The organism is Variovorax boronicumulans (assembly GCF_009811375.1).
Classification (GTDB): Bacteria; Pseudomonadota; Gammaproteobacteria; order Burkholderiales; family Burkholderiaceae_C; genus Variovorax; species Variovorax boronicumulans.
Map to the genome: position 1 here is coordinate 3,081,204 of NZ_BKDH01000001.1, position 26,680 is coordinate 3,107,883.

The 26,680-nt window shown below is 69.5% G+C and carries 19 protein-coding genes; 3 read left to right on the forward strand and 16 right to left on the reverse strand.

The window, feature by feature from the left end:
* Positions 1-58: 58 nt before the first annotated feature.
* Positions 59-976 (forward strand): DUF2167 domain-containing protein, encoded by a 918-nt coding sequence (locus tag VHAB30_RS14145; RefSeq protein ID WP_159277440.1) that lies wholly within the window; start codon positions 59-61, stop codon positions 974-976.
* Between the two features lie 21 nt (positions 977-997).
* Here the strand turns inward: VHAB30_RS14145 and VHAB30_RS14150 are convergent, their stop codons facing one another.
* Genes VHAB30_RS14150 through VHAB30_RS14175 form a run of 6 tightly spaced genes read right to left on the reverse strand, consistent with a single transcriptional unit; the run spans position 998 to position 6,333 of the window.
* The gene (locus tag VHAB30_RS14150; protein ID WP_159277441.1) at positions 998-1,786 is read right to left on the reverse strand and encodes an enoyl-CoA hydratase/isomerase family protein; all 789 of its coding nucleotides are present in this window, start codon (positions 1,784-1,786) and stop codon (positions 998-1,000) included.
* 1 nt (position 1,787) lies between these two features.
* On the reverse strand, positions 1,788-2,618 hold the full coding sequence (locus tag VHAB30_RS14155) for an SDR family NAD(P)-dependent oxidoreductase (RefSeq protein ID WP_070059439.1): 831 nt from the start codon (positions 2,616-2,618) through the stop codon (positions 1,788-1,790).
* 37 nt (positions 2,619-2,655) lie between these two features.
* Positions 2,656-3,072: a MaoC family dehydratase gene (locus VHAB30_RS14160; RefSeq protein ID WP_095744817.1), complete on the reverse strand. Its 417-nt coding sequence runs from the start codon at positions 3,070-3,072 to the stop codon at positions 2,656-2,658.
* Positions 3,073-3,086: 14 nt separating this feature from the next.
* On the reverse strand, positions 3,087-3,527 hold the full coding sequence (locus VHAB30_RS14165; protein ID WP_159277442.1) for a MaoC family dehydratase N-terminal domain-containing protein: 441 nt from the start codon (positions 3,525-3,527) through the stop codon (positions 3,087-3,089).
* A gap of 11 nt (positions 3,528-3,538) precedes the next feature.
* Positions 3,539-4,723 carry a lipid-transfer protein gene (locus VHAB30_RS14170; protein ID WP_159272320.1) on the reverse strand — a complete coding sequence of 395 codons (1,185 nt, stop codon included), beginning with the start codon at positions 4,721-4,723 and terminating at the stop codon, positions 3,539-3,541.
* 50 nt (positions 4,724-4,773) lie between these two features.
* Complete coding sequence (locus VHAB30_RS14175) at positions 4,774-6,333, reverse strand: long-chain-fatty-acid--CoA ligase (protein WP_159277443.1); 1,560 nt, start codon at positions 6,331-6,333, stop codon at positions 4,774-4,776.
* 139 nt (positions 6,334-6,472) lie between these two features.
* On the opposite strand from VHAB30_RS14175, the gene VHAB30_RS14180 reads away from it, so the two are divergent.
* Entirely contained in the window at positions 6,473-7,519 is a 1,047-nt protein-coding gene (locus VHAB30_RS14180; protein WP_159277444.1) for an AraC family transcriptional regulator, read from the forward strand.
* A 10-nt stretch (positions 7,520-7,529) separates the two neighbouring features.
* On the opposite strand, the gene VHAB30_RS14185 is transcribed toward VHAB30_RS14180, so the two are convergent.
* Entirely contained in the window at positions 7,530-14,276 is a 6,747-nt protein-coding gene (locus tag VHAB30_RS14185; protein WP_159277445.1) for an autotransporter-associated beta strand repeat-containing protein, read from the reverse strand.
* 186 nt (positions 14,277-14,462) lie between these two features.
* On the opposite strand from VHAB30_RS14185, the gene VHAB30_RS14190 reads away from it, so the two are divergent.
* Entirely contained in the window at positions 14,463-15,053 is a 591-nt protein-coding gene (locus VHAB30_RS14190) for a GbsR/MarR family transcriptional regulator (RefSeq protein ID WP_159277446.1), read from the forward strand.
* Positions 15,054-15,093: 40 nt separating this feature from the next.
* Here the strand turns inward: VHAB30_RS14190 and cydX are convergent, their stop codons facing one another.
* From cydX to VHAB30_RS14235, 9 genes are all read right to left on the reverse strand, one after another.
* Positions 15,094-15,243, reverse strand: a complete 150-nt coding sequence (gene cydX, locus VHAB30_RS14195; protein ID WP_159277447.1) for a cytochrome bd-I oxidase subunit CydX — start codon at positions 15,241-15,243, stop codon at positions 15,094-15,096.
* A gap of 18 nt (positions 15,244-15,261) precedes the next feature.
* Positions 15,262-16,416 carry a cytochrome d ubiquinol oxidase subunit II gene (gene cydB / locus VHAB30_RS14200; RefSeq protein ID WP_159277448.1) on the reverse strand — a complete coding sequence of 385 codons (1,155 nt, stop codon included), beginning with the start codon at positions 16,414-16,416 and terminating at the stop codon, positions 15,262-15,264.
* Entirely contained in the window at positions 16,413-18,032 is a 1,620-nt protein-coding gene (locus VHAB30_RS14205; RefSeq protein WP_095947372.1) for a cytochrome ubiquinol oxidase subunit I, read from the reverse strand. The genes cydB and VHAB30_RS14205 overlap by 4 nt, the downstream gene beginning before the upstream one ends.
* Before the next feature lie 56 nt (positions 18,033-18,088).
* Positions 18,089-19,801: a thiol reductant ABC exporter subunit CydC gene (cydC, locus tag VHAB30_RS14210; RefSeq protein WP_159277449.1), complete on the reverse strand. Its 1,713-nt coding sequence runs from the start codon at positions 19,799-19,801 to the stop codon at positions 18,089-18,091.
* A complete protein-coding gene (gene cydD, locus VHAB30_RS14215; RefSeq protein WP_159277450.1) occupies positions 19,798-21,495 on the reverse strand; it encodes a thiol reductant ABC exporter subunit CydD in 1,698 nt (565 codons plus the stop codon). The genes cydC and cydD overlap by 4 nt, the downstream gene beginning before the upstream one ends.
* Positions 21,496-21,651: 156 nt before the next feature.
* On the reverse strand, positions 21,652-22,746 hold the full coding sequence (locus VHAB30_RS14220) for an acyltransferase family protein (protein ID WP_062482677.1): 1,095 nt from the start codon (positions 22,744-22,746) through the stop codon (positions 21,652-21,654).
* Between the two features lie 74 nt (positions 22,747-22,820).
* Complete coding sequence (locus VHAB30_RS14225; RefSeq protein WP_062482679.1) at positions 22,821-23,783, reverse strand: NAD(P)H-dependent flavin oxidoreductase; 963 nt, start codon at positions 23,781-23,783, stop codon at positions 22,821-22,823.
* 80 nt (positions 23,784-23,863) lie between these two features.
* On the reverse strand, positions 23,864-25,654 hold the full coding sequence (locus tag VHAB30_RS14230; protein ID WP_070059450.1) for an acyl-CoA dehydrogenase: 1,791 nt from the start codon (positions 25,652-25,654) through the stop codon (positions 23,864-23,866).
* An 86-nt stretch (positions 25,655-25,740) separates the two neighbouring features.
* Positions 25,741-26,673, reverse strand: a complete 933-nt coding sequence (locus VHAB30_RS14235) for an electron transfer flavoprotein subunit alpha/FixB family protein (RefSeq protein WP_159277451.1) — start codon at positions 26,671-26,673, stop codon at positions 25,741-25,743.
* Positions 26,674-26,680: the final 7 nt, after the last annotated feature.

A 26,680-nucleotide genomic window follows, 5' to 3' on the forward strand; every position in this document is an offset into this window, starting at 1 on the left:
GCGCGCCGATAAACTCCTCGCGTCTCACCAGAAACGACAACAACCGAGGAGAGAGAACTTGCGTATTCATACTGCCCGCCTGACGGCCGGCTTGCTGTTCGCGTGCGCCCTGACGGCCACCAACCTCAGCAACGCCGCATCCCCCACCACCGCTTCCACAGCCTCGACCGCGAGCTCGCTCGAAGCCGAGCAGGAAGCCGCTTTCAAGGCCGCCAAGGCCGTGCAGAAAGCCGGCCCCGCCGACATCACCCTGCGCGACCAGGCCCACCTGAAGCTGCCCGCGGGCTACGTCTGGGTGCCGACGCCCGCCGCCGCGCAGCTCATGCGCAGCATGGGCAACCGCACCGACGACACCTTCATCGGCGCGATCTTTCCCGCCGACGACGGCGACTGGATGGCGGTCGTGAAGTTCGTGAAAGAGGGCTACATCAAGGACGACGACGCCAAGGACTGGAACGCCGACGAACTGCTCACGAGCCTGAAGGAAGGCACCGAGGCCGCGAACGAGGAACGCGCCAAGCGCGGCATCCCGGGCATCGAGGTCACGGGCTGGGCGCAGAAGCCGCAGTACGACGCCACGACGCACCGGCTGGTGTGGTCGGCCCTGTCGAAGAAGAAGGGCAGCGACGGCGGCAATCCCGGCGTCAACTACAACACCTACGCGCTGGGCCGCGAGGGCTACCTGAGCCTGAACCTCATCACCAACGCGAACGACCTCGAGAAGTACAAGCCCGACGCCACCCAGCTGCTCGGCGCGCTGCAGTACGACGACGGCAAGAAGTACGCGGACTTCAACGCGTCCACCGACAAGGTCGCGGCCTACGGCCTGGCCGCGCTGGTGGCCGGCGCGGCTGCGAAGAAGCTGGGCCTGTTCGCGGTCGCCCTCGCCTTCCTGGCCAAGTTCGCGAAGGTCGCCGTGGTGGCGGGCGGCGCGGCGCTGTGGGGCCTCACGAAGCTCTTCAAGAAGAAGAGCTGAGCCTGCAGCAGCCCGCCGCGCTCAGCGGCCCGAGAAGCGCGGCGCACGCTTCTCGGTGAAGGCCTTCACGCCTTCGCGCCCATCCGCGCTGCCCGCGCGTCGGCGCAGCAGGCGGTGTTCCATCTCGAAGTGCTCTTCGATCGGGCGCGCGGTGGCACCACCGCACAGCGCCTTGATGCCCGCGAACGATGCGGTGGCACCGTTCGCCAGCCGGGTCACCAGCGCTTCCGCAGCCGCCGCCAGTTCGGCGTCCGGGTACAGCGCATCGACCGCACCCGCCGCCAGGCAGCGCGCGCTGTCGATCGCGTCGCTCAGCATCAGCCACTGCTGCGCGCGCACCGGCCCGATGCGGCGCGACAGGAAATACGAACTCCCCGCGTCCGGCGACAGCCCGATGGCCGCGTAGCCCGTGCGCAGCTTCATCGACTCGGTGGCGAGCACGAAGTCGCCGCACAGCGCCAGCCCCACGCCGGCGCCGCCCACCGTGCCGTTCACCGCCACCACCAGCGGCGCCGGGTTTTGCGCCAGCCGCAGCAGCGCGGGATGCAGCCGGTCGAGGATGGCGTCGACCAGTTCGGGCAGCTTGTCGCCGGCCGCCACGAAGCTGTCGATGTCGCCGCCCGCGCAGAACACGCGCCCCTCGCCGGTCAGCAGGATGGCGCGCGGCGCCGCTTCGAGCACCTCGTCGATGGCGCGCGCCAGCGCATGGCTGCTCGCCAGCGACACCGAGTTGGCGCGTTCGGGCCGCTTCAGCACGATGCGGCCGATGCCGTCCTGCACGCCCCAGGCAATGCCTTCTTCGAACTGCATCTCAGATCCCCGTCAGCCCACCGGTGCACATGAGCGTCTGGCCGCTCACGTAGTCCGACTCGGGCGCGCACAGCAGGTACACCGCGCCGGCCGCCTCTTCGGGCGTGCCGCCGCGGCCCAGCGGAATCGACTGTTCCATCATCGCCAGCAGGCCGGGGTTGACGCCGACCTTGATCTCGCGCCCCTCGATGTTCGCTGTGGTGGCCTCGGCCGTGCTGGCCGTGAGCCGCGTCTGGATGAAGCCGAAGGCCACGCAGTTCACCGTGACGTTCATGCGGCCCCACTCCTTGGCCAGCGTCTGCGTCATGCCCACGATGCCGGCCTTGGCGGTCGAATAGTTGGCCTGACCCGCATTGCCGAAGAGCCCGGCCACCGACGAGATGTTGACCACCTTGCGCACCACGCGCCGGCCCGCTTCGCCCTCGGTTTTCGCCAGCGCACGGATCACGGGCTGTGCGGCGCGCAGGATGCGAAACGGCGCCGTCAGGTGCACGTCGATCATGGCGTACCACTGCTCGTCGGTCATCTTCTGCACCACGCTGTCCCAGGTGTAGCCGGCGTTGTTGACGATGATGTCCAGGCCCTTGAACTCGTTCACCGCCGTGCCGACGAAACGCTCGGCGAAGTCCGGCGCCGACACGCTGCCGACGCAGGCCACGGCCTGCCCGCCTGCGGCGCGGATGGCCTGCACGGTCTCCTCGGCCGGTGCGGCGTCGAGGTCGTTGACGACGACGCGCGCGCCTTCCGAGGCGAGCTTGAGCGCGATCGCGCGGCCGATGCCGCGGCCCGAGCCGGTGATGAGGGCGACCTTGCCTTCGAGTTTGGGTGTCATGTCTCTTCTCTCCTCTTTCATTCGTACGTTCAAGGGGTCAGCGCAGCGCCACCAGGGCTTCGCCCGCGATGCGCGTCTGGCCGTGCTGGTTGGCGCTGAGCACTTCCACGCGCACGCAGCGTTCGCCGCCCAGCTCCAGCTTCTCGACCACACGGCCGGTGCAGCGCACGGCATGGCCCAGGTGCGTGATGCCCTGGAAGCGCACGTCGAAGCGGCGCAGCTGCGCCTGCGGCACCCACTGCGTGAGCAGCCGGCCGAGCCAGGCCATGCCCAGCATGCCCTGCGCGAACACATCGGGCATGCCGGCCTTGCGCGCGAAGTCGGTGTCGATGTGGATCGGGTTGTGGTCGCCGGAAGCGCCCGCGAAGAGCGCGAGCGTGGTGCGGTTCACCGGCGGGAGTTGCAGCGCAGGAAGTTCGTCGCCGACCTGGACGGTGTCGTAGCGGAGGGTCATCGCAGGTTCCTTCTTCAGTGACGGCAAACGATCACCGTGCGCAGCTCGGCCACGAGTTCGTCGCGCTGGTTGGTGGCGCGCGAGGTCTTCACGACGAATTCGAGCGCGCCGTTCTTCTTGTCGTAGATGTCGCTGATGGTGGAGCGCACCGTCACCGTGTCGCCCACGCAGGCGGGGTGGTGGTAGCTGAAGCTCTGCTCGCCATGCAGCAGCTTCGACAACGGGATCTGCAGGTCGGTCAGCAGCCGGTCCGACGCACCCGAGTCCAGCTCGGCGGCGAACAGGAAGGTGGGCGGCGCGGGCAGGTCGGGGTAGCCGGCGTCGCGCGCGGCGGCGGCATCGGTGTAGACCGGGTCGGTCTCGCCGATGGCCTTGGCGAAAAACTGCAGCCGGCTGCGCTCGATGGGCAGCACCGAGGCGGGCAGTTCGTGGCCGATCCATTTCTTGTCGATCATCTGGGCCGCCCTCAGACGCGTTCGTACAGCGTGACCACGCAGGCGCCGCCCAAGCCGAGGTTGTGCTGCAGCGCCATCCGCGCGCCTTCGACCTGGCGCTTCTCGGCCGTGCCGCGCAGCTGCTGAACCAGCTCCGTGCATTGCGCGAGCCCCGTCGCGCCGAGCGGGTGGCCCTTCGACAACAGCCCGCCCGACGGATTCGTGACGACCTTGCCACCGTAGGTGTTGTCGCCATCGACCACGAACTTTTCCGCGCCACCGACCGGGCACAGGCCCAGCGCTTCGTAGCTGATGAGCTCGTTGTGCGCAAAGCAGTCGTGCAGCTCGACCACGTCGATGTCCTGCGGGCCGACACCGGCCGCGTCGTACACCTTCTGCGCGGCCTCCTGCGCCATGCTGAAGCCCACCACCTCGCGCATGTCGCGCGCCTCGAAGGTGATGGCGCGGTCGGTCGTCATGGCCTGGGCCTTGATGCGCACGCTGCGGTCCAGCCCGTGGCGTTCGGCGAAACGCGGCGAGCAGACGATGGCGGCCGCCGCGCCGCAGGTCGGCGGGCAGGCCATGAGCCGCGTCATCACGCCGGGCCACATCACGGGCGCGGCCATCACCTCGTCTTCGGTGACGACGGTGCGAAACAGCGCCACCGGGTTGTTCGACGCGTGGCGGCTGGCCTTGGCGCGGATCTTCGCGAAGGTCGACATCTGCGTGCCGTACTGCTGCATGTGCGCCAGGCCCGCGCCGCCGAAGTAGCGCAGCGCCAGCGGCACCTGCTCGTTGCCGACCAGCTCGTCGGTGATCGACTCGAAGTGGTCGAACGGGCTCGGGCGGTCGTTGAACACCGCGCCCAGCGCGCCGGGGCTCATGTGCTCGAAACCCAGCGCCAGCACGCAGTCGGCCGCGCCGCTGGCCACGGCCTGACGCGCGAGGAACAGCGCGGTCGAGCCGGTGGAGCAGTTGTTGTTGACGTTGACGACCGGAATGCCGGTCATGCCCACTTCATACAGCGCGCGCTGGCCGGCGGTGGAGTCGCCGTACACGTAGCCGACGTAGGCCTGCTGCACCAGCTCGTAGCCGATGCCGGCGTCTTTCAGCGCGGCGTTGGTCGCGTGCGCGGCCATCTGCGGGTAGGGCTGGTTCGCGCCCGGCTTGGTGAAGGGGATCATGCCGACACCGACGACGTGGACATCCTGGCTCATGAGGGGCTCCTGAAGTGAATGAATGAGTGAAATGGGAAGAGAAACAGGGCTCAGGCTACGCTTCGTTGGCGCCCTTGCCAAAACGGTTCGCGCAACCGGGTCTTGAGCACCTTGCCCGCACCCGACAGCGGCAGCGCCTCGAGCACCGCCACGCTGCGCGGGCATTTGTAATTCGCGATCAGCGCCTTGCAGTGCGCGATGAGCGCATCGGCCGCCAGCTGCTGGCCCGGCTTGAGCACGAGCACCGCATGCACGGCCTCGCCCCACTCCTCGCTGGGGATGCCGATGACCGCGCAGGCCGCCACGGCCGGGTGCTGGTTGATGGCGTTCTCGACCTCGGCCGAATAGATGTTCTCGCCGCCGCTGATGATCATGTCCTTCAGGCGGTCGACCACGAAGATGTAGCCGTCGTCGTCCATGTACGCGCCGTCGCCGGTGTGCATCCAGCCGCCGCGCACGGCCGCGGCCGTTTGCGCGGGCTGGCTCCAGTAGCCCTGCATCACGTTGGGGCCGCGCACCGCGACCTCGCCCACCGTGCCGCGCGGCACCTCGAGGCCTTCGGCGTCGACGATGCGCACCTCGGTGCAGTAGCTGGCGCGGCCGGCCGAGCGCAGCTTGCCCCGGCGCTGGCCTTCGGCCGTGTGGTTGCGCGCGGGGTTGATGGTGGCCAGCGGCGACAGCTCGGTCATGCCGTAGGCCTGCACGAAGTCCACGCCCGGAAAGGCTGCCATCGCGCGGGTCAGCACCGCCTCCGAGATCGGCGAGGCGCCGTAGGTGATGCACTTCAGGCTGCTGAGGTCGCGCGGCTCGCGCATCGCCGGATGGTCCACCAGCATCTGGATCATGGTGGGCACCAGCAGCGCGTGCGTGACGCGGTCTTGCTCGATGGCGTTCAGCACCGCCTCGGGGCTGAAGGCCGGAATGATGGCGTGCGTGTTGCCCTCCAGCCAGTGCGGCGCGGCCAGGCCCATGTCGGCCAGGTGGAACATCGGCGCGGCATGCAGGTAGCAGCCGTCGGGCGCGGCCAGGCCTTCGGCATGCAGGGCCAGCCCCGAGCTGCCCATGTTGGTGTGGCTCAGCATCACGCCCTTGGGAAAGCCCGTGGTGCCGCCGGTGTAGAAGATGCCGGCCAGGTCGTCGTCGCAGCGGCCCGCGTCGGGCACGGGCGAAGCGGCCTCCAGCAGCGCCTCGTAGCCGAGCATGCCGGGCGGCGTCGGGCCGTCGCCGCAATAGATCACCTCGCGCAGGCTGGTCGCCTGCCCGCGCATCTGCTCGACCACCGGGCGGAAGGTGTCGTCCACCAACAGCAGCGTGGAACCCGAGTCGTCCAGCGAGTACAGGATTTCGGCCGCCGACCAGCGGATGTTGCAGGGGTTGAGCACACCGCCGCCCCAGGGCACGGCCATCTGGTATTCGAGGTAGCGCGCCGAGTTGAGCGCCAGCATGGCGACGCGGTCGCCCGGCTGCATGCCGAGGCCCTGCAGGGCGCCCGCCAGGCGCGCGACGCGTTCGGCATAGGCGCGAAAGCTCAGGGTGCGGCCGGCGGCGCGCACGGCGATCCGGTCGGGGTGCTGCTGCACGCTGCGGTGCAGCGACTGGGTCAGGTACATGGCGGTTGTCTCCGTTCGGTTCTTGTGTAGGCGCATGGTAGAAACCGCGCCGTGCCGCGGCGATTGCGCATCGCATCGCCCGCATGGCAGAAAACCTCAATCGACACCCGCGCCGCCGTCGGGTCTGATCCGCTCACGCATGCTGCAACCGCCCGTCACCATCCCGATCGTGTTCGTCCAGGGCATGCTCTCGGGCGTGCGCGCGCGTGGCGACGACGCCCCCATCTGCATCGACACCGCGCTGCAGGACGCCGGCATCGCCCCCGCCCTGCTCGACGCGCCGGGCGCGCGCGTCACGGCCGAGCAGTACGTGGCGCTGTTCGCGCTGCTGATGGAGCGGCTGGACGACGAGGCCCTGTGCTTCCTGTCGCGCCGCCTGCGCCGGGGCAGCTTCGCGCTCATGACGCGCGCCACGCTGGGCGCGCCCACGCTCGAGGTGGCGCTGCGGCGCGTGGCCCGCGCCTTCAGCCTGTTGCAGGACGACCTCGAGATGGTGCTGCTGCGCGAGGGGCCGCTCGCGGGCTTCGGCCTGCGGGTGCAGCAGCTGCCGCGCACGCCACTGAACTTCTTGCACGAACTGATGCTGCGCGTGTACTGGCGGCTCTTCGCCTGGCTGCACGGCGGGCGGCTGACGGCGCGCCGCTTCGACTTCGGCTTTGCGCAGCCGCCCTACGCGGCCGGCTACACCAAGGTGTTCCCCGCGCCGCTGCAGTTCGGCCAGCCGCTGTCGGCCGTGTGGTTCGACGCGAGTGCGCTGGCCACGCCGATCCACCGCGACGCGCGGGCCATGCGCGACTTTCTGGCCGCCGCGCCGGCCCATGTGATCCTGCCGCCGCTGGGCGAACTGGCCGTGAGCGCGCGCGTGCGCACCGTGCTGCAACAGCACCGCCCGGCCTGGGCCGACCTGGCCACGGCCGCGCGCAGCCTGCACATGTCGGTGAGCACGCTGCAGCGCCACCTGGCGACCGAGGGCACTTCGTTCCAGTCGCTCAAGGACCAACTGCGGCGCGACGTGGCCATCGTGCGCCTGAACACCAGCACCGTGCCACTGGCGGCACTGGCCGAGGAGCTGGGCTTCTCGGACAGCGCGGCATTCCAGCGCGCGTTCAAGACCTGGACCGGTGGGGCGCCGGGGTCGTATCGAAGGCGACCCAATCCGGAGCCGGACTCGGACCCCGAGGCTTGAAGCTACCCGCCTACCACTTGACCCGCACGCCGAGCGAGCCGTTGATCGAGCTCTTCACCTTGGCATCGCCACCCGACGACCACAGCTTGCCGATTTCGCCGTACAGGCTGGTCGCCTGGCTCAACGCCAGCGTGAAGCCGCCCGCGAGTTCGGTGCTGGTACCGCCGGTCGGTGCCGCGATGTCGGTCGTGGTCGCGCCGTTCACGAAGCGCGCGATGTCGGTGCCGCTCGAGGTCTTGTAGATGTTGACGCGGCCGTAGGGCTGCAGCACGCCCAGGCCGGTGTCGATCTGGCCCTTGACCCGCACGCCCGCGCGGGCGATCCAGCCGCTGTCGGCTTGGGGTTGCGCGATGGCACCGACGATGGCCGAGTTGCCCAGGTCCATGTGGTGGTGGATCAGCTGCAGCTGAGGCTCGACGCTCCAGCCGCTGCCACCGATCGCAAAGGACTGGCCCACTTCGATCGAGCCCAGCAAGCTGTTCCCCTTGCCGCCCACGCCCGCGCCAAGCATCGGCTCGACCGTGTAGCGGTGACGGCCCGACTGCACCACGGCATCGGCATAGAAGCCGCTGTCGGCGGTGTAGGTGCCGTACACGCCGACGTACTGGCTGCGCAGGTCGTTGCGGCCCACCGCGAGGTTGCGGATGCCGCTGGCAAAGCCGCTCACGCGGGCATCGCCGTCGAGCTGGCCCACGTACAGGCCGGCGCGCCAGTTCGGCGTGCCGAGCAGGTCGGTGCCGGCCTGGAAGCCGGTGAGGCGCCCCTTGCTGGTGGGCGAGACGGTGCCGCCCTGCTGGATGTCGATGTCGGTGGAGAGCACGCGGGCCCAGGCGCGGCGGTCCGATCCGGTCGATGTGCCCTTCACATCGTCGTCGCCCACGCGCTTGCGCACGTCGCCCAGCATCGCGAGGTTGCCCTGGCGAAGCTGGCCCGGCAACGCGGCGTACAGCGCGGCTTCCGGGCGGTAGGTGACGACGGGCAGGCCCACCGGCTGACCCGGCGCCACCGCGTCGGTGGTGGAGCGCAGGTACCAGTTCTCGCCCGCGCCGCTCGCATCGGCGGCGTGCAGGCGGTACTCGTAGGCGCCTGCGTCGACGTGGCCGCCGGCCAGCGAGAAGGCGTCCTTGCTCGTCTGCGCGGTGGTGGTCGCGCCGTTCTGTGCAGTGATGACCTCGATGCCGTTGCCGCTCGTGAGTGCGCCCAGGCCGCCGAGGTTGCTGATCTGCACCTGGGTCTTGCCGCTGGCAATTGCCGTGGGGCCGTCGAGCACGAGGCGGTCGGAGGGGCCGGTGCCGTTGAGCGTCGTGCTCAGCTTGAGCACGCCGTTGTTGCCAACGTAGGCGCCCTTGACGGTCAGCGTCGTACCTGCGGTCACACCGGCCAGGGACACGGTGCCGCTGTTCGTCAGCGACGCGACGGTCTGATTGAAGCCCGCGAGATCGAGCGTGGCACCTGTGGCCACGCTGTGCGCCGAAGCAGCGCTCAGCGTGTTCACCGCGCCCGCCTTCAACGTGCCCTGCGCCACGTTCGTCGCGCCGGTGTAGGTGTTGGCGCCCGACAGCGTCAGCGTGCCCGTGCCCTGCTTGGTGATGAAGCCACCACCGCTGATCGCGCCGCTCAGCGTGCCGCTGAACGCCCCGGTGTCGATGACGGGGTCGTTGTTGCCCGTCAGCTTGATCGTGTTGGCGATCGTCAGTCCGTTCGCGCTGAAGCCCAGCGTGGTGTCGTCGTCCATCGAGAGCGTGCCGGTGCCCAGCGCCTGGTTGTGGCCCACGTTCAGGCGGCCCTGGCGCAGGGCCGTGCCGCCGGTGTGGGTGTTCTCGCCCGACAACGTGAGCGCGCCCGTGCCGACCTTGACGAGCGAGCCGCCGACGCCGGAGATCACGCCCGAGATTTCCGTGTCGGTGTTGAGAGCGCCCGTTGTCAACGCCTTGGCGCCAAGCAGCACGCGGCCCGCCCCGTCCAATGCGCCGATGCTCGTACCAGCACCAGAGAGTCGGGCGATGCGAACCGTGCCGCCCGCCTTGTTCACCACGCGCGCCTGAGCGGCCGTCGCGTCATGCTGCATGTCCAACGTGCCGCGGTCCTCGTTGACGATCGTCGCCTGCCCGGCCGAGCCCTTGTCCCAGAGGTTGGTCCAGCCGCCGGCGAAGTTGGTGATGTGGGCCTTGCCTGCGGTGGCATCGGACGAGACGGTGACTTCGCCACCGCGGTTCTCGATGGTGGCGTTGGCGGCGGTCGCGTTGCCGCGGAATTCGATCGAGCCGGTGGCGCCCGCAACGAGCATCGCGCTGCCGGCCGAGGCGTTGTCCTGGAACTGGACGAAGCCGCCGCTGGCCTGCGGAACATTGCCCGCCGTGATCTGCAGGCTTTCCGCCTGCGCACTGCCGCTGAAGATCAAACCAGCACCGCCGCTCACCGACACCGGGCCGGTTCCGACCGCGCCGGTGGCGCCCACGTTCAAACTGCCGCCATCGACCTGCGTGCCCCCCTTGTAGCTGTTGGCCGCCGTGAGCAGCAGCTCGCCGCTGCCGATCTTGCGCAGGCTGCCCGCGCCGCTCATCGTGCCCGCGAAGCTGCCGCTGGCCACCTGGTCGAAGGCCACCCGGGCGTCGTTGACGATGGGGCCGCGCAAGCTGGTGGTGTCGCCCTGCAGCGTGCCGGCGCGCACGAGCGTCCCGCCCGTGTAGGTGTTGGCGCCCTGGAGGACCAGCGTGCCCAGGTCGTCCTTCGTGAGGCCGCCCGCGCCGCTCAGCACCGACGCGATGGTGGCCTGCATCTGCGCCCCCGAGGCCGTGCCGTCGCCGACCTTGATGACGGTGCTGGCATTGCCCAGCGTCAGTGCGTCGCCGTTGACGACATAGCCGCTGGTGGAGAACTGCGCGCCATCGATGCTGATCGCGCCGCCCTTGTTGTCCACGGTGACCGTGCCGGCCGCGCCGCCGAACAGCGCGAACTGGTTCTGCTGCCAGCCGGTGTTGGTCTTGCCGTTGGCGCCGGTCCAGCTGTCGGACGGGTCATTGAGCTTGGAGTTGCCGATGCGCCAGGTGCCGGAGCCGCCGCTGATCTTGCCGTCGTTGTACTGGGTGGCGTCGCCGCCCGCGCCGTCCCAGAAGCTGAGCGACACGCCCTTGCTGTTGATCAGGTTGATCTCGCCCAGCACCGACGACTGCACGTGCAGGTCGCCGGCCGCCGTGCCCGCGGGCGCCGTACCGATGTTCAAGCCGTTGTCGATCAGCGAGCCGGAGTAGCTGATCAGGCGGTACAGGCCGGGCCCGAAGGTGCCGCCGGCCGATTGCGCCACGTTGAGCGTGCCGTCGAGCACGAGGCCGCCGTTGACCTTGACGAGGTCGTTGAGCGGGCCGCCTACCGTGCCCGCCTGGCCCAGCTCGTAGCTCAGGAAGGCACCGGGGTCGAAGCGCAGCATGCCGGTGGTCAGCGTGCCGAGGTTGCTGCCCGGTGCGAGCGTCGCGCCGTTGGCGATGGTGACCTGGCCCGCGATGCTGCCGCCGCCGCTGAGCGTGGCGCCGTTCTTGACCTGCACCGTGCTCGTGCCCGTGGCGCTGCCGGTGGTGTTGTTCACGCGCAGCGTGCCGGCGTTGACCTCGGTCGCGCCGGTGTAGGTGCTGGCGCCCGTCAGTTCCAGCACACCCGTGCCGTTCTTGGACAGGGTGCCGGAGCCGCTGATGACGCCTGCGTAGCTCAGCTCGCCCGCGCGGTCGAAGACCAGGTCGCCGTCGTTGCTGATGTTCCCCGTGATGCTGCCGGTGGTGCCACCCGCGCCGATCTGCAGGATGTTGCCGACCACGACGGTGGTGGTGCCCGTGAAGGTGTTGTCGCCGGTCAGGGTCAGCTTGCGCGCGCCTTTCTGCAGAAGGCTGCCGGAGCCGCTGATGTTGCCGGCGAAGGTGGTGTCGGCGCTGCGGTTGAACACCAGCGCGGCGTTGTTGGCAATGCTGCCGAGGATGCTGCCGCTGTCGCGGATCTCCAGGGTGCCGCTGTCGATGGTCGTGCCGCCGGTGTGCGAGGCATTGCCGGTGTAGACCAGCGCGCCCGCGCCGGTCTTCGTCACGTTGCCGCTGCCGGTGATGTTGCCCGCGAAGGCCGCATCGTTCGATCGGTTGAAGACCAGTGCCGCGTTGTTGGTGACGTTGCCGGCGATGCTGCCGACGGTGCCGCCATCGCCGATCTGCAGGGTGCCGCCGTCGATGGTGGTGCCACCGGCGTGCGTGGCGCTGCCGGTGTAGACCAGCGTGCCCGCGCCGGTCTTCGTCACGTTGCCGACGCCGCTGATGTTGCCCGCGAAAGCGATGCCGTTGGCGCGGTTGAAGACCAGCGCCGCGTGGTTGGTGACGTCGCCGGTGATGCTGCCGTTGTTGCCGCCGCTGCCGATCTGCAAGGTGCCCGCGCTGACCGTCGTGCCGCCGGTGTAGGTGTTCGAGCCCGAGAGCGTCAAGGTGCCCGAGCCCTCCTTGACCAGCGAGCCCGTGCCGTCGATGCTGCCTGCAAACGTGGTACTGGCGTTGGCCGACCCGACGGTCAGGGTGGCGCTGCCCAGCTGAACGGCGCCTGCGGTGCCCGACAGGCTCGAGGCACGCAGGTTGAAGCTGCCCAGGTCCAGCACGCCGCCAAGCACGGTGTACGCCGTGTTCTGCGACAGGGCCGATGCGGCGCCGGACCGCAGCGTGCCGCCGCGAACGGTGGTGCCGCCCTGGTAGGTGTTGTTGCCCGAGAGCGTGACCGCGCCGGTGCCCCATTTCGTCACGTCGCCCGAGCCGCTGATGGCGCCGGAGAAGGTGCTGCTGTCGGTGCGGTCGAAAGCCAGCGTGCCGTGGTTGACCACGTTGCCGATGAGGCTGCCGCCGTCGCCGATCTGCAGCGTCCCCGCGCTGATGGTCGTGCCGCCGGTGTAGGTGCTGGCGCCCGTCAGGGTCAGCGTGGACGCCGTTGTCTTCACGAGCTGACCCGTGCCGGTGATCGCGCCGGAGAAGTTGCCGGACTGCACCGTCGTGGCCTGGGCCGCGCCGGCGCCGGTCCGGGTGTTCAGCGTGCCGGCGCCCTGCAGGTTGCCGATGGTGATGGTGTAGCCGTTCAGGTCGAGCGTGGCCCCCGCCTCCACGGTGGTCGACGCCACGTTGGCGAGGATCGTGCCGGCGCGCGCCGTGTCCGACACCTGCAGCGTGCCGCCGGCCACGACGACCGCCGCATTGCTGGTGACGGTGGTGGTGCCGCTGCCCAGGCGCACCGTACCGTTCTCGGCGGCGCTGCCGAAGACGGCGGTCGCCCCGGCGCCCAGCCACAGACTGCCACCGATCCCGAGTGATTTGCCGCCTGCGGCGGCTACCGTGCTGCGCTGGCCGGTCGCGAAGGTCAGGTTGTTGGTCAGGTCGAGGCTCGAGGTGGCGGCCAGCGTGCCGCCGTCGAGCGTGACCGTGCCGGCGCCGAGCGCGCCGGCCGTGCCGATCTGCACCGTGGTGCCTGTCTTGATCGTGGTTCCGCCGAGGTACGCGTTGGGACTGCCCAGCGCCAGTGTGCCGCCGCCGTCGACCGTAAGGCTGCCGATGCCGGAGATGAAGCCGTTCATCGCCAACTGCGCGGGCGTCGCGCCGCTGCCGTCGACGGTGACCGCGAGATTGCCCGCGGGCAGGAATCTGCCGGCCAGCCTCCAGTTGCTGCCGCTGGCGGCATGGATGCGCGAGAAGCCCTGGAACGCGTCGTCCTCGATGTTCGTACCTTCCAGGCGCAGCGTGTTGCCCGTGCCCTGGGCGACCACGCCGCCGTTGAGCACGGAGCCTGCCTGGAGCGTGAGCGAGTTGTTGCTGCCGCCCAGCTGGAGCGAATTGGCGCGGGTCACCCCGTCGCCTGCGAGTCCACCGGAAATGATGCCGCTGTTGACGATGGTGAGATTGCTGCCGACGATGCCCGCGCCGCCCTGCGCATACGCACCCAGTTGCGTGCCGCCCTGCGCGCCGCCTTCACCGTTGCCGCCGGCACCGCCATAGACCGTCACGTTCACAATCGGATGGGTTCCTCGGGCGGCCAGGCCCTTGCCGCCGTTGCCGCCCGCGATTGAGCCGGCGTTGGTGATCGTCACGCCGCCCACAGGCACCACCAGCACGCCTGCGCCGCCGCCGCCGCCAGTCCCCTTCAGGGACGAAGTGCCTGTGAACGCATCGCCGCCGTTGCCGCCATCGCCGCCGAGGAGCGCCCCCGTCGTCTTGACTTCGAATGATTGGGTGGCGAGCACACTGCCACCACCGCCGCCGCCGCCTGCACCGCCAGGGTCTATTGAGCCGGCGTAGCCGCCGGTCCCCCCGTTGCCGCCGCTACCGGCCTTGATCAAGGTGGTGACAGGCGCGGCGCCGGTCCGGGCGGAACCGCCGCCGCCGCCGCCACTGCCGTCGAGCCTGTCCGGGTTGTTGCCGCTCGACGCCGCAGCCCCGTTCGTTCCGTTGGCACCGAGGGCGCCCCCGGCGGCACCCGCGGCGGACTGATCGCCCTGCCCCCCATGACCGCCTTCACCGGTCGTGCTGTTGCCCGCCGTGTGCCCCGCGCCATAGCTGCCGTTGATAAGGAAACCCCCTCCGCCCCCATCGCCCCCCGCGAACGACGCCGCGGCCAGCATCAGCAGAAACGCCGCGCCCGCCGCCCGCGCCACCGCCCGGCGGCTCTTCTTGCCGCGGGCGTGGGTGTTCTCGGAAACAGCCACCCAGGCCCCCAACGACGAGTTCCAGAGGCTGCGATGTGCTTTGTTCATGGGGAGAAAAACCTTGAAATAAGAGGCCGGACGCACCAGAAATGGGCAAACCGTCAGGAAACGTTTATTTTTGTAAATAATTTGTTTCTCACCCATCACCGAAACTAGTTATTCATGCACCCCGCCGCCTTGCTGGGTTTTCGGAAACTTCCGTACGTCCAGCAATCCGGCGCGACAATCCGCCGCATGGCTTCCGCACCCGACCTCCCTCCCCTCAACCGCCAGTTCGTCGCCCACTTCGGCGAGATGGGCAGCAAGTGGGGCATCAACCGCACCGTCGGCCAGATCTACGCGCTGATCTTCCTGTCGGAGCGCGCGCTCAATGCCGACGAGATCGCCGAGATGCTGGAGTTCTCGCGCTCCAACGTGAGCATGGGTTTGAAGGAGCTGCAGGCCTGGCGCCTCGTGCACCTGCGCCACCACGCGGGCGACCGGCGCGAGTATTTCGAAGCGCCGAAGGACGTGTGGGAAATCTTCCGCGTGCTGGCCGAGGAGCGCCGGCGCCGCGAGATCGAGCCCACGCTCTCGATGCTGCGCAACGCCCTGCTCGAATCGCCCACCAGCGACGCCGAGCGCCATGCGCAGGCCCGCATGCGCGAGATGCACGACCTGATCGACCGACTGATGAAGTGGTTCGACGACGTGCAGCGCCTGGCGCCCGAGACCGCCATGCAGCTCATGGGCATGGGCGCGACGGTGACGAAGGTGCTGACGCTCAAGGACCGCCTCACGGGCGGTGCGTCGAAGAAGAGCAAGGGCCCCGCGGGCGAAAGCTGAATCGCGCCGCGGGGCTGGATGAACGGCTATCCGCTGCGCGTCAGAGCCGTTCCTTCCCCTGCGGGGCTTCCGGCGTGCCGAGCTTTTCCTTGCGGATGGCCTCGTCGTCCATCAGCTCGTACCACATGGCGTTGAGCACGGCGAAGGCGGCGGCCAGCGGCAGGCCGAGGATCCAGGCGAAGTACCACATGTCTTTTTCCTTCCCGTTTCAGTAGGCGTGTCCGCTCTCGTCGCGGATGGCTTGTTCGTCGACCTTGCCCCACAGCACGTGGTAGACCCAGGTGGTGTAGGCCACGATGATCGGGATGAAGATCGCGGTGACCACCAGCATGATGAACAGCGTCAGGTGGCTCGAGGACGAATCCCACACCGTGAGGCTGGCGCGCGGGTCGATCGACGAGGGCAGGATGAACGGGAACATCGATGCGCCCACGCTCAGGATGATGCCGGCGATGCCCAGCGCCGCGGCCAGCAGCGCGAACCCCGGCCGGCGCAGCACCAGCCCGAGCAATGCACCCAGCGTGCCGACGAAGCCCGCCGCCGGCGCGGCGATGGTCCAGGGGTGCGCCGCGTAGTTGCCCATCCAGGCGCCGGCATGCAGCTCGACGGTCTTGAGCATCGGGTTCGACGGGCCCACCGCGTCGACCACGCTGCTGATGCGAAAGCCCCCGATGCCCATGGCCAGCCACACACCGGCCAGCGCGTAGAACACGAGCGTGAGCACCGCCGCGACCATGCCGTAGCTGCGCGCACGCTCGGCCACCGGCCCGGCGGTCTTGAGCAGCAGCCAGGCCGCGCCGTGCATCACCAGCATCGCCACCGACACCAGTCCGCAGAGGATGGCGAAGGGGTTCAGCAGGCCGAAGAAGCTGCCGTCGTAGAAGATGTGCATGTCGGCGCCGAAGCGGAACGGCACGCCCTGCAGCACGTTGCCCACGGCCACACCGCAGATCAGCGCGGGCACGAAGCCGCTGAAGAACAGCACGCCGTCCCAGCGCGCGCGCCACTGCGGCGACTCGCGCTTGCTGCGGAACTTGAAGGCCACCGGCCGCAAGATCAGCGCCGACAGGATCACGAACATCGCCAGGTAGAAGCCCGAGAACGACACGGCGTACAGCTGCGGCCAGGCCGCGAAGACGGCGCCGCCGCCCAGGATGAGCCACACCTGGTTGCCCTCCCACACCGGGCCCACGCTGTTGATGACCACGCGCCGTTCGATGTCGTTGCGCGCCGCAAAGGGCAGCAGCATGCCGGCGCCCAGGTCGAACCCGTCGGTCACCGCGAAGCCGACCAGCAGCACGCCGATCAGCAGCCACCAGATGAAGCGCAGGGTGTCGTAGTCGAGGAGTGTGTGGAGGATCATGCGGCGCTCCCGGTCGAGGCAGAAGAGGAAGACGTGGCGGCACGCGCCGGCGGAATGTGCGAGCGTGCATCGCCCTCGGTGGGCGCATGCTCGACCTCGGGGCCCTTGCGGATGGCCTTGAGCATCAGCTTCATCTCGATGATGAGCAGCGTGGTGTAGATCGCGATGAAGCCCGCGAGCGTGATCAGCAGCGTCGTCACGCCCAGGTTCGACACGGCCACCGCGGTCGGCAGCACGCCCTCGATCACCCAGGGCTGGCGGCCGAACTCCGCCACCAGCCAGCCGGACTCGATGGCGATCCACGGCAGCGGAATCGCCCACACCGCGACCTTCAGCAGCCAACGGTGGCGGTCGAGCGCACGGCGCGCCGACAGCACGAAGAAGGTGCCCGTCAGCAGGATCAGCAGCATGCCGATGCCCACCATCACGCGGAACAGCCAGAACAGCGGCGCCACCTGCGGCACGGTGTCCCACGCGGCCTTGGCGATCTGTTCGTCGGTGGCCTGGCGCGGATCGTCCACGTAGCGCTTGAGCAGCAGCGCGTAGCCCATGTTGATGCCGTTGTCCTCGAAGTCGCCGCGCACGCCCTGCGTGACCTTGTCGGCGCCGCCGGCCTCGCGGATCTTCTGCAGCGCGTCGTAGGCCTTCAGGCCCTCGCGGATGCGGGCTTCGGCGCGCTTCACGAGCTCGTCGATGCCGGGCATCACGGTGTTGAGCGAGCGCGTGCCGATCAGGCCCATCACCGCCGGGATGTGGATCGCGTAGTGCGTCTCGCGCGCCTTCTGGTCGGGGAAGCCGATCACGGTGAAGGCGGCGGGCGCGGGCTGCGTCTCCCACATGCCTTCGATGGCGGCCAGCTTCATCTTCTGGTGTTCGCCCGAGAGGTAGCCGCTCTCGTCGCCGAGCACCGCCACCGACAGCGCGGCGGCCAGGCCGAACGACGCGGCCACGGTCATCGAGCGCTTGGCCAGTTCGATGTGGCGGCCCTTGAGCAGGTACCACGCCGACACGCCGAGCACGAACACCGCGGCGCACACATAGCCGGCCGACACGGTGTGCACGAACTTGGCCTGCGCCACCGGGTTGGTCAGCACGGCGGCGAAGTCGGTCACCTCCATGCGCATGGTCGCGGGGTTGAAGGCCGCGCCCACGGGGTTCTGCATCCAGCCGTTGGCAATGAGGATCCACAGCGCCGAGAAGTTGGAGCCGATGGCCACGGCCCAGGTGGCCGTGAGGTGGCCCACCTTCGAGAGCTTGTCCCAGCCGAAGAAGAACAGGCCCACGAAGGTCGCTTCCATGAAGAAGGCCATGAGCCCTTCGATGGCCAGCGGCGCGCCGAAGATGTCGCCGACGTAGTGGCTGTAGTAGCTCCAGTTCATGCCGAACTGGAACTCCATCACGATGCCGGTGGCCACGCCCATCGCGAAGTTGATGCCGAACAGCACGCCCCAGAACTTGGTCATGTCGCGCCAGATGACGCGCCCGGTCATCACGTAGACCGTCTCCATGATGGCCAGGATGATCGACAGTCCGAGCGTGAGCGGCACGAACAGGAAGTGGTACAGCGCCGTCACGGCGAACTGCAGGCGCGAGAGCGCGACGATGTCAAGGTCCATGGGGGCTTCCTTTATGTGTTCTGTTCGTTCGTTCGGTCGGTCGGTACGGGCTCGGGTCAATCGGGGCGCAGGCTGCGCAGTGCGGCCTCGAAGGCATCGGTGCCACGGCGCAGGTCGGCGACGATGCGGCCCTGCGCCATGCACACGAAGCGGTCGGCCAGCTCGGCTTCGCGGCGCAGGTGCGTGGCGATCAGCAGCGTGCGCGGGCCGGCCTCTTGCGCCAGCCGCTGCAGCACGTCGTGCGCGGTGGCGGCGTCGAGCGCCTCGGTCGGTTCGTCGAGCAGCCACAGCGGCACCGGGCGCAGCAGCAGCCGCGCGAGCGCGAGCCGGCGCGACTGCCCGCCCGAGAGGCCCAGGCCGCCTTCGCCCAGGCGCGTGTCGAGGCCGGTGGCCAACGCGCGCACATCGGCGTCGAGGCCGGCGGCGTGCAGCACGGCCCACAGGCGCTCGTCGCTGGCTTGGGGATCAGCAAGGCGCAGGTTGTCGCGCAGGCTGTCCTGGAAGAGTTCGGTGCGCTGGGTCAGCAGGCAGGCCGGTTGCGCCTGCACCTGGCCGGCGCGCGGCGTGAGGTCGCCGGCAATCACGGAGAGCAGCGTGGACTTTCCCGCGCCGCTGGCGCCGACCAGCGCGACGCGTTCGCCGGCGTTCAGGTGCAGCGACACGCCGCCGAGCACTTCGACCAGGCTGCCGGGGTGCATGACGGTGAGATGGTCGACTTGCACCGCCGCCGTCTGCCCGGTGCGAGCGGGGTGCGCGCCCTCTTCCACCGAAGGATCGAGCCGCGGTGCCAGCCGGCGCACGGCCAGCCAGGTGCGTCCTGCATCGAGCGCGCCACGCCGCAGTGCCACGAACGGTTCGGTGGCAGTGAGCGCGATCAGCAACGCGAGCGCCGCGCCGGGGGCGCCGATGACGCCTTCGCTCACCAGCGCGCCGACAGCCAGCAGCACGCCGACCAACGTCAGGGTGCCCGCGCTGCCGTAGGCGAAACCAGCAGCGGCTTCTAGCTTGTTCAGCGCCAGGTCGGCCTGCGCGAGGTGCGCGTCGGCATTCATCAGCGCGGCGCGCTGGGCGTCGAGCCGGCCCGCCATCGCGAGGTCGGCCTGGCCCGCGACCAGGTCGACAGCCCGCGCGCGCAGCGCCTCCACGGCATGGGCGCGCTGCCGCGCCGGTTGCCGCGCACGCCGCGCGATGAGGTACGCCAGCCCCCAGCCGATGGCGCAGAGCCAGAGCGCGATCGCCACGCCCATCCCCACATGCATGAAGCCGAGCACGATGCCCGCCAGCAGCGCCGCGCCCAGCGCCGCCGCAGCGGGCACGAACAGGCGCAGGTAGAGCGACTCGAGCGCGTCGATGTCGGCCGTGAGGCGGAACAGCAGCCGCGCCGGTCGCATGAGCAGGTCGCGTGCGGCCTCGGGACGGGCCCAGCCGCGGAACAGCCGCACGCGCAGTTCGGCAAGCACGGCGAAGGTGGCGTCGTGCGTGACCAGCCGCTCGCCGTAGCGCGACCCCGTGCGCCCGAGCGCCAGCAACCGGATACCGGCCGAGGGCATGAAGACATCGAAGGTGAAGGCCGTGGCCGCATGCAGGCCCGCGAGTGCGGTCGCGGTGATGAACCAGCCCGACAGGCCCATCAGCGCCATGCCCGCGAGCACGGTGACAGCGGCCAGCAGGCAGCCCAGCAACAAGGCGCGCGGCTGGGTCGCGAGGAAGGGACGCAGCACGAGGCGCAGGTCGCGCCAGCGGGGGGAACGGGTCGCGTGGTGGCTCATGCGGCCTTCTCCACCGGCGGTTCGGGGCCGAGGCTCACCGTGCGGTCCATGCGCGCGGCCAGCACCGGGTCGTGGGTCGAGACGATCAAGGTCCGGCCACGGGCGAGCGCCACCAGGGCGTCGGCGACGCGCGCGGCGGTGGCGGTGTCGAGGTGGGCCGTGGGCTCGTCGGCCAGGATCAGGTCGGCATGCGGATGCACCGCGACGCGCGCCAGCGCCAGCCGCACGGCCTCGCCGCCCGACAGGCCGCTGCCGCCCTCGCCCAGCGCGGTGCCGGGGTGGGCCTGCGCCACGTCCTCGAGCGCCGCGAAACGCATCGCCTCGGCGACCTCGGGCGCGCCGATGTCGGCACGGCCCAGCGCCACGTTGGCTTCGACCGATCCGGCGAAGACGTGCGGCCTCTGCCCCATCCACGCCGTGCGCTGGCGCAATGCGGCGGCTGTGTGTTCGGTGAGCGGCACGCCGCCGATGGCGATCTCGCCGCGTGCGGCCGGCATCAGCCCGGCCAGTAGCGAGAGCAGCGCGGTCTTGCCCGATCCGCTCGGGCCGGCCAACGCGACATGCTCGCCGGCGCCGATGCGCAATTCATAGCCATCGAAGAGCGGCGTCGACTCGCCGGGCCAGGAGAAATGCAGCCCGTGGACCGTCACCGCCGGCGCGGCCCCTGCCCCAGCAGCGCCGGTCGCTGCGCGCGCGACCGCGACGCCCGCGCCGGGCAACGGCAGCGCGCCGCCTTGCAGGTCGTCGAGCGCCTGCAGCGCCGCCTCGCCCGCCGCGCGGTCGTGCCAGACCGCCGACAGCTCGCGCAGCGGCTCGAAGAAGGCCGGCGCCAGCAACAGCACAAACAGGCCTTCGCCCAGGCTGAGCTGCTGGCCCCAGGCGCCAAACCCGAGCGAGCCCAGCAGATGAAAGCCGATGTAGACCGCGACCAGCGCCACGCCCAGCGCGGAGAACAGCTCCAGCACGGCGGACGACAGGAACGCGATGCGCAGCACCGCCATCGTGCGCTGGCGCAGTGACTGGGCGGAGGCGCCGAGCCGGTCGGCCGTGGCATCGACCGCGTCGAGCGCACGCAGCGTGGCCAGGCCGCGCAGGCGGTCGAGCAGGAAGGCGTTCATGCCGCCCATCTCGACCATCTGCGCCTCGCTGGCCGCCTTGGCGCGCCAGCCGACGATGGCCATGAAGATCGGGATCAGCGGCGCCGCCACCAGCAGCACCAGCGCCGCGGCCCACGAGAACCAGGCCACCGCGGCGAGCAGGAAGAGCGGCACCACCGTCGCGCGCCAGCGCGCGGGCTGGTAGCGCACGAGGTACGGCACCAGCGCCTCGGCCTGTTCGGCGAGCACGCTGGCCGCAAGGCCGGAGGGCGCGCGTTCGCGGTCCAGCGGCGAACCGGCCGCCAATGCGGACGCGGTCTGTGCACGCAAAGCCGTCAGCTGCGCCCGCGCGCGCCCGAAGGTGCGGCGCACGCCCCAGGCTTCGCAGCCCGCGCGCAGCAGGCCGAGCAAGAGGATGCCCACCGCCGGCCACAGCACGGCGGCCATGCCCTCGCCGCTGGCCAGGCCCTGCACCGCCATCGCCAGCAGCGCCGCCTGCGGCAGCCACGCGAGCGCCGCGACGCCTTGCACCACGCTGCCGATGTCGGGCGACGTGAAAGCCTTCAACGGCGATCGTGGCGGCGATGGTTCTGTCATTCCTTGAGTTTGTGTATTTTCAGTATTTACTGAAAGATTCACAATCATACACAACAGGGGCAGTTCGCGCAGACTGCCCGCTCTGAAGCCCGAAGGCAACAGATTTGCAAAGGAATGGGAAGAAAAAGGGCCGCACCGCAGCGGGTGCGGCGCGCTTCAGTACGACACGATGAGGCCGCTGACGAGCAATGCGGCAAAAAGTGTGCAGACGCTGCGCAGCGACGCCGGCCGGGCTTCGACCCCGCGGTACAGCAGCACCGCCGCGCCCACCGACAGGCCGAAGGTCGCGACCATGCCCAGCAGGTCGACCCATGGCCCGTGCGGCCCCAGGCCCGCCACCAGCGCGTTCACGGCGAGCAGCACCGGGAAATGGATCAGGAACAGCGAATACGAAATGCGCCCCAGCTGCTGCAGCGGCACGGCCGCCGCGGGCCAGTGGGCGGGCGACAGCCACTGCCGGCGCTGCGCCACCGCGATCAGCAGCGCGGTCACCAGCGCGATGGCGATGCGGCTGCGCCAGTCGATGGCGAGCGCACCCGCCCCCACCAGCGCCAGCAGCGCGACGGCGCTGCACCAGGTGCTGGTGCGCGTGGCGCGGCCGACCCAGAAGGCCAGCATGCCGAGCCCGTAGGCACCGAAGAAATAGAACGCCGTTTCGTCCAGCCGCGCCTGCCGGTTGAACAGCGCGAGCGACGCCACGGCCACGATGAACACCAGCGCCACCGGCGCCCAGCGCGCGGCCGAAGTGGGTTGTCGCAGCACGGCGGGCAGCCCGACCAGTGCGAGCGCCAGCGCGAAGAGCTGGAAGTCGATCGCCACATACCAGACGCCGGTCGACAGCGACTCGTAGTTCAGCAGGTCCTGCAGCAGCAGGCCGTGCGCCAGCAGCTGACCGAGGCTCGGCTCGGCCGGCACCACCTCTTCACCCAGCCATGGCCGCGCCACCTCGGCCACCAGCACGCAGACCGTGAGCGCCGCCAGGTACGGCATGACGAGCCGGCCATAGCGCTGGAAGATCCGCGAGAGCGGCCGGTCCACGCGCAGCACGCCGTCGGGCGCCAGGCTCGCCGTGGCCAGGAAGCCGGCGATCACGAGAAAGACCTGCACCGCGAGCCGGCCGTCGTTCGCCAGCCAGCCGAAGAAATCGGGCGCCAGCACCTGCGCGCCGGCCGGCATCGGGCCGTAGCGCGCGAGGTGGTGCCCGACGATCAGCGCACAGGCCAGGCCCTTGACCACGTCGAGCAGCGGCATGCGCCCCTGCCGCGCAGGCACGGCCCCGCCGCCACCGCTCGCAGCGGAGGTCGATGCCGGTGCGTGCGAACCGTTCAAAGTGCCAATCGCTGTCGTGCTTCCTGGTACTCGCGCTTGAGCTTCTCGATGAAGGCGCCCGCGCTCGCCACTTCGGTGATCGCTCCGATGCCCTGGCCCGAGCCCCAGATGTCTTTCCAGGCCTTGGCCTTGCTGCCTTCGCCGCCGCCGAAGTTCATGGTCGTCACGTCGCCTTCGGGCAGGTTGGCCGGGTCCATGCCGGCCTTGACGATGCTGGGTGCCAGGTAGTTGCCGTGCACGCCGGTGAACAGGCTCGAATAGACGATGTCGTCCGAGTTGCCGTCCACGATGGCCTGCTTGTACTCCTCGCTCGCGCGCGCCTCTTCGGTCGCGATGAAGGCCGTGCCGATGTAGGCGAAGTCGGCGCCCATGGCCTGCGCCGCGAGCACCGCGCCGCCGGAGGCGATGGAGCCCGACAGCGCGATCGGGCCGTCGAACCACTGACGGATTTCCTGCACCAGCGCGAACGGGCTCTTCACGCCCGCGTGGCCGCCGGCCCCGGCCGCCACGGCGATGATGCCGTCGGCGCCCTTCTCGATCGCCTTCTGCGCGAACTTGTTGTTGATGATGTCGTGCAAGGTCACGCCGCCGTAGCTGTGCACCGCGTCGTTCACGTCGGTGCGCGCGCCCAGCGAGGTGATCACGATCGGCACCTTGTACTTCACGACCATCTCCATGTCGTGCTCCAGGCGGTCGTTGCTCTTGTGCACGATCTGGTTGATGGCGAAGGGCGCGGCGGGCTTGTCCGGGTTGGCCTTGTTGTAGGCCGCCAGCTCCTCGGTGATCTCGATCAGCCACTCTTCGAGCTGGGCGGCCGGGCGGGCGTTGAGCGCCGGCATCGAGCCGACCACGCCGGCCTTGCATTGCGCGATCACGAGCTTGGGGTTGCTGATGATGAACAGCGGCGAGCCGATGATCGGCAGCGGCAGGTTCGCGAGAACAGAAGGCAGCTTGGACATGTCGTCTCCGGGAAGGGGTTCGGTTTTATAAGAGCAAGGGGCCGCTGCCGCCCGTCAGATGGGCGACAGCAGCAGGTGCGTCAGAACGCTTCGAGCGCCAGCGCCGTGACGCTCTCGGCGCCTTCCACGATGCTGTCGCGGATGCCCGGCACCTTGTTCAGGATGTGCTCGGCGTAGAAGCGCGCGGTTGCGATCTTGGCCTGCATGAAGGCAACGTCGACGTTGTGCGAGGCCTGGTCCTGCGCCACGATCAGCGAGCGCGCGAGCTGCCAGCCGGCCACGAGGTTGCCCGCGAGCATCAGGTACGGCACGCTGCCCGAGAACACGGCGTTGGGCGAGGCCTTGGTCTGGCCGGCGACGAAGTCGACCACGTCGATGAACGCGAGGCGCGCGGCGGTCAGGCGCTTGAGAACGGCTGCGGCTGCAGCGCTGTCGCTCTTGGCGAGCTCGGCCTCGGTCTTCTCGATCTGCGCGGCGATCGCCTTGGCGGTCTGGCCGCCGTCGCGTGCGGTCTTGCGGCCCACGAGGTCATTGGCCTGGATCGCGGTGGTGCCTTCGTAGATCGTGAGGATCTTCGCGTCGCGGTAGTACTGCGCCGCGCCCGTCTCTTCGATGAAGCCCATGCCGCCGTGTACCTGCACGCCCAGCGAGGTCACTTCGAGGCTCATCTCGGTGCTGTAGCCCTTCACGAGCGGCACCATGAATTCGTAGAAGGCCTGGTTCTGCTTGCGCGCGTCGGCATCGGGATGGTGGTGCGCGGCGTCATACGCGGCGGCGGCCACAGAGGCCATCGCGCGGCAGCCTTCGGTGTAGGCGCGCATCGTCATCAGCATGCGCTTCACGTCCGGGTGGTGAATGATGGGCGCGCTGGCGTTGATGGAGCCATCGACCGGGCGGCTCTGCACGCGGTCCTTGGCGTAGGCCACGGCGTGCTGGTAGGCACGCTCGGCGATCGCGATGCCCTGCATGCCCACGGCGTAGCGGGCCGAGTTCATCATGATGAACATGTACTCGAGGCCACGGTTTTCCTGGCCCACGAGGTAGCCGACGGCGCCGCCGTGGTCGCCGTACTGCAGCACGGCGGTGGGCGAAGCCTTGATGCCCATCTTGTGCTCGATGCTCACGCAGTGCACGTCGTTGCGCGCACCGAGCGAACCGTCGGCGTTGACCATGAACTTCGGCACCACGAACAGGCTGATGCCCTTCACGCCTTCGGGCGCGCCGCTCACGCGGGCCAGCACGAGGTGCACGATGTTCTCGGCCATGTCGTGCTCACCATAGGTGATGAAGATCTTGGTGCCGAACACCTTGTAGGTGCCGTCGGGCTGCGGCTCGGCGCGGCTGCGCACCATGGCCAGGTCGCTGCCGGCCTGCGGCTCGGTGAGGTTCATCGTGCCGGTCCACTGGCCGCTCACGAGCTTCTCGAGGTACACGGCCTTGAGCTCGTCGGAGCCGGCGGTGAGCAGCGCCTCGATGGCGCCGTCGCTCAGGAGCGGGCACAGCGCGAAGCTCATGTTGGCCGAGTTGAGCATTTCGCCGCAGGCCGCGCCGATGGTCTTGGGCAGGCCCTGGCCGCCAAAGTCCGCCGGATGCTGCAGGCCCTGCCAGCCGCCCGACACGTACTGCGCGAAGGCGTCCTTGAAGCCCTTGCTGGTGGTGACTTCGCCGTCCTTGAACGACGAGGGGTTGCGGTCGCCTTCGACGTTCAGCGGCGCCACCACGTCCTGGTTGAAGCGCGCGCACTCTTCGAGCACGGCCTGTGCGGTTTCGAGGCCGGCGTCTTCGAAGCCGGGCAGCTTGGCGATCTCGCCGATGTTGGCCAGGTGTTCGATGTCGAACAGCATGTCCTTGAGGGGGGCGGTGTAGCTCATGTCTTCTCTCCAGGGGCCGCGGTGGGAGCGGCAGATGTAAAAAAGGCATCGCGAACGATGCCTTCTGGCTCAATGCGTTGAAGCGATCAGAGCGCCTTCACGAGTTCCGGCACGGCCGTGAACAGGTCGGCCACGAGGCCGTAGTCGGCCACCGAGAAGATCGGAGCCTCTTCGTCCTTGTTGATCGCGACGATGACCTTCGAGTCCTTCATGCCGGCCAAGTGCTGGATCGCGCCCGAGATGCCCGCGGCGATGTACAGCTGCGGCGCGACGATCTTGCCGGTCTGGCCCACTTGCCAGTCGTTGGGGGCGTAGCCTGCGTCGACGGCTGCGCGGCTGGCGCCCAGGCCGGCGTTGAGCTTGTCGGCCAGCGGCGTCATCACTTCATTGAACTTCTCGGCGCTGCCGAGAGCGCGGCCACCCGAGACGATGATCTTGGCAGCGGTCAGTTCGGGGCGGTCGCTCTTGGTGACTTCACGGCCCACGAAGGCGCTCTTGCCGCTGTCGGCGACGCCTTCAGCGGTTTCGATCGCTGCGCTGCCACCGGTGGCGGCTGCGGCGTCGAAGCCGGTCGTGCGCACGGTGATCACCTTGGTGGCGTCGGTGCTTTGCACGGTGGCGATGGCGTTGCCGGCGTAGATCGGGCGCTCGAACGTATCCGGGCTGTCGACCTTGGTGATGTCGCTGATCTGAGCCACATCGAGCTTGGCGGCCACGCGCGGAGCGACGTTCTTGCCGTTGGCGGTCGAGGGGAACAGGATGTGGCTGTAGTTGCCGGCGATCGCCAGCACTTGGGCGGCAACGTTTTCGGCGAGGTTCTCGGCCAGGCTGGCGCTGTCGGCAGCGATCACCTTGGACACGCCGGCGATCTGCGCGGCGGCCTTGGCGGCTTCTGCTGCGTTGGCACCGGCCACGAGGACGTGGACGTCGCCACCGCAAGCCAGGGCTGCAGTCACGGTGTTGAGGGTGGCCGGCTTGATGCTGGCGTGGTCGTGTTCGGCAATGACGAGTGCGGTCATGTTCGTT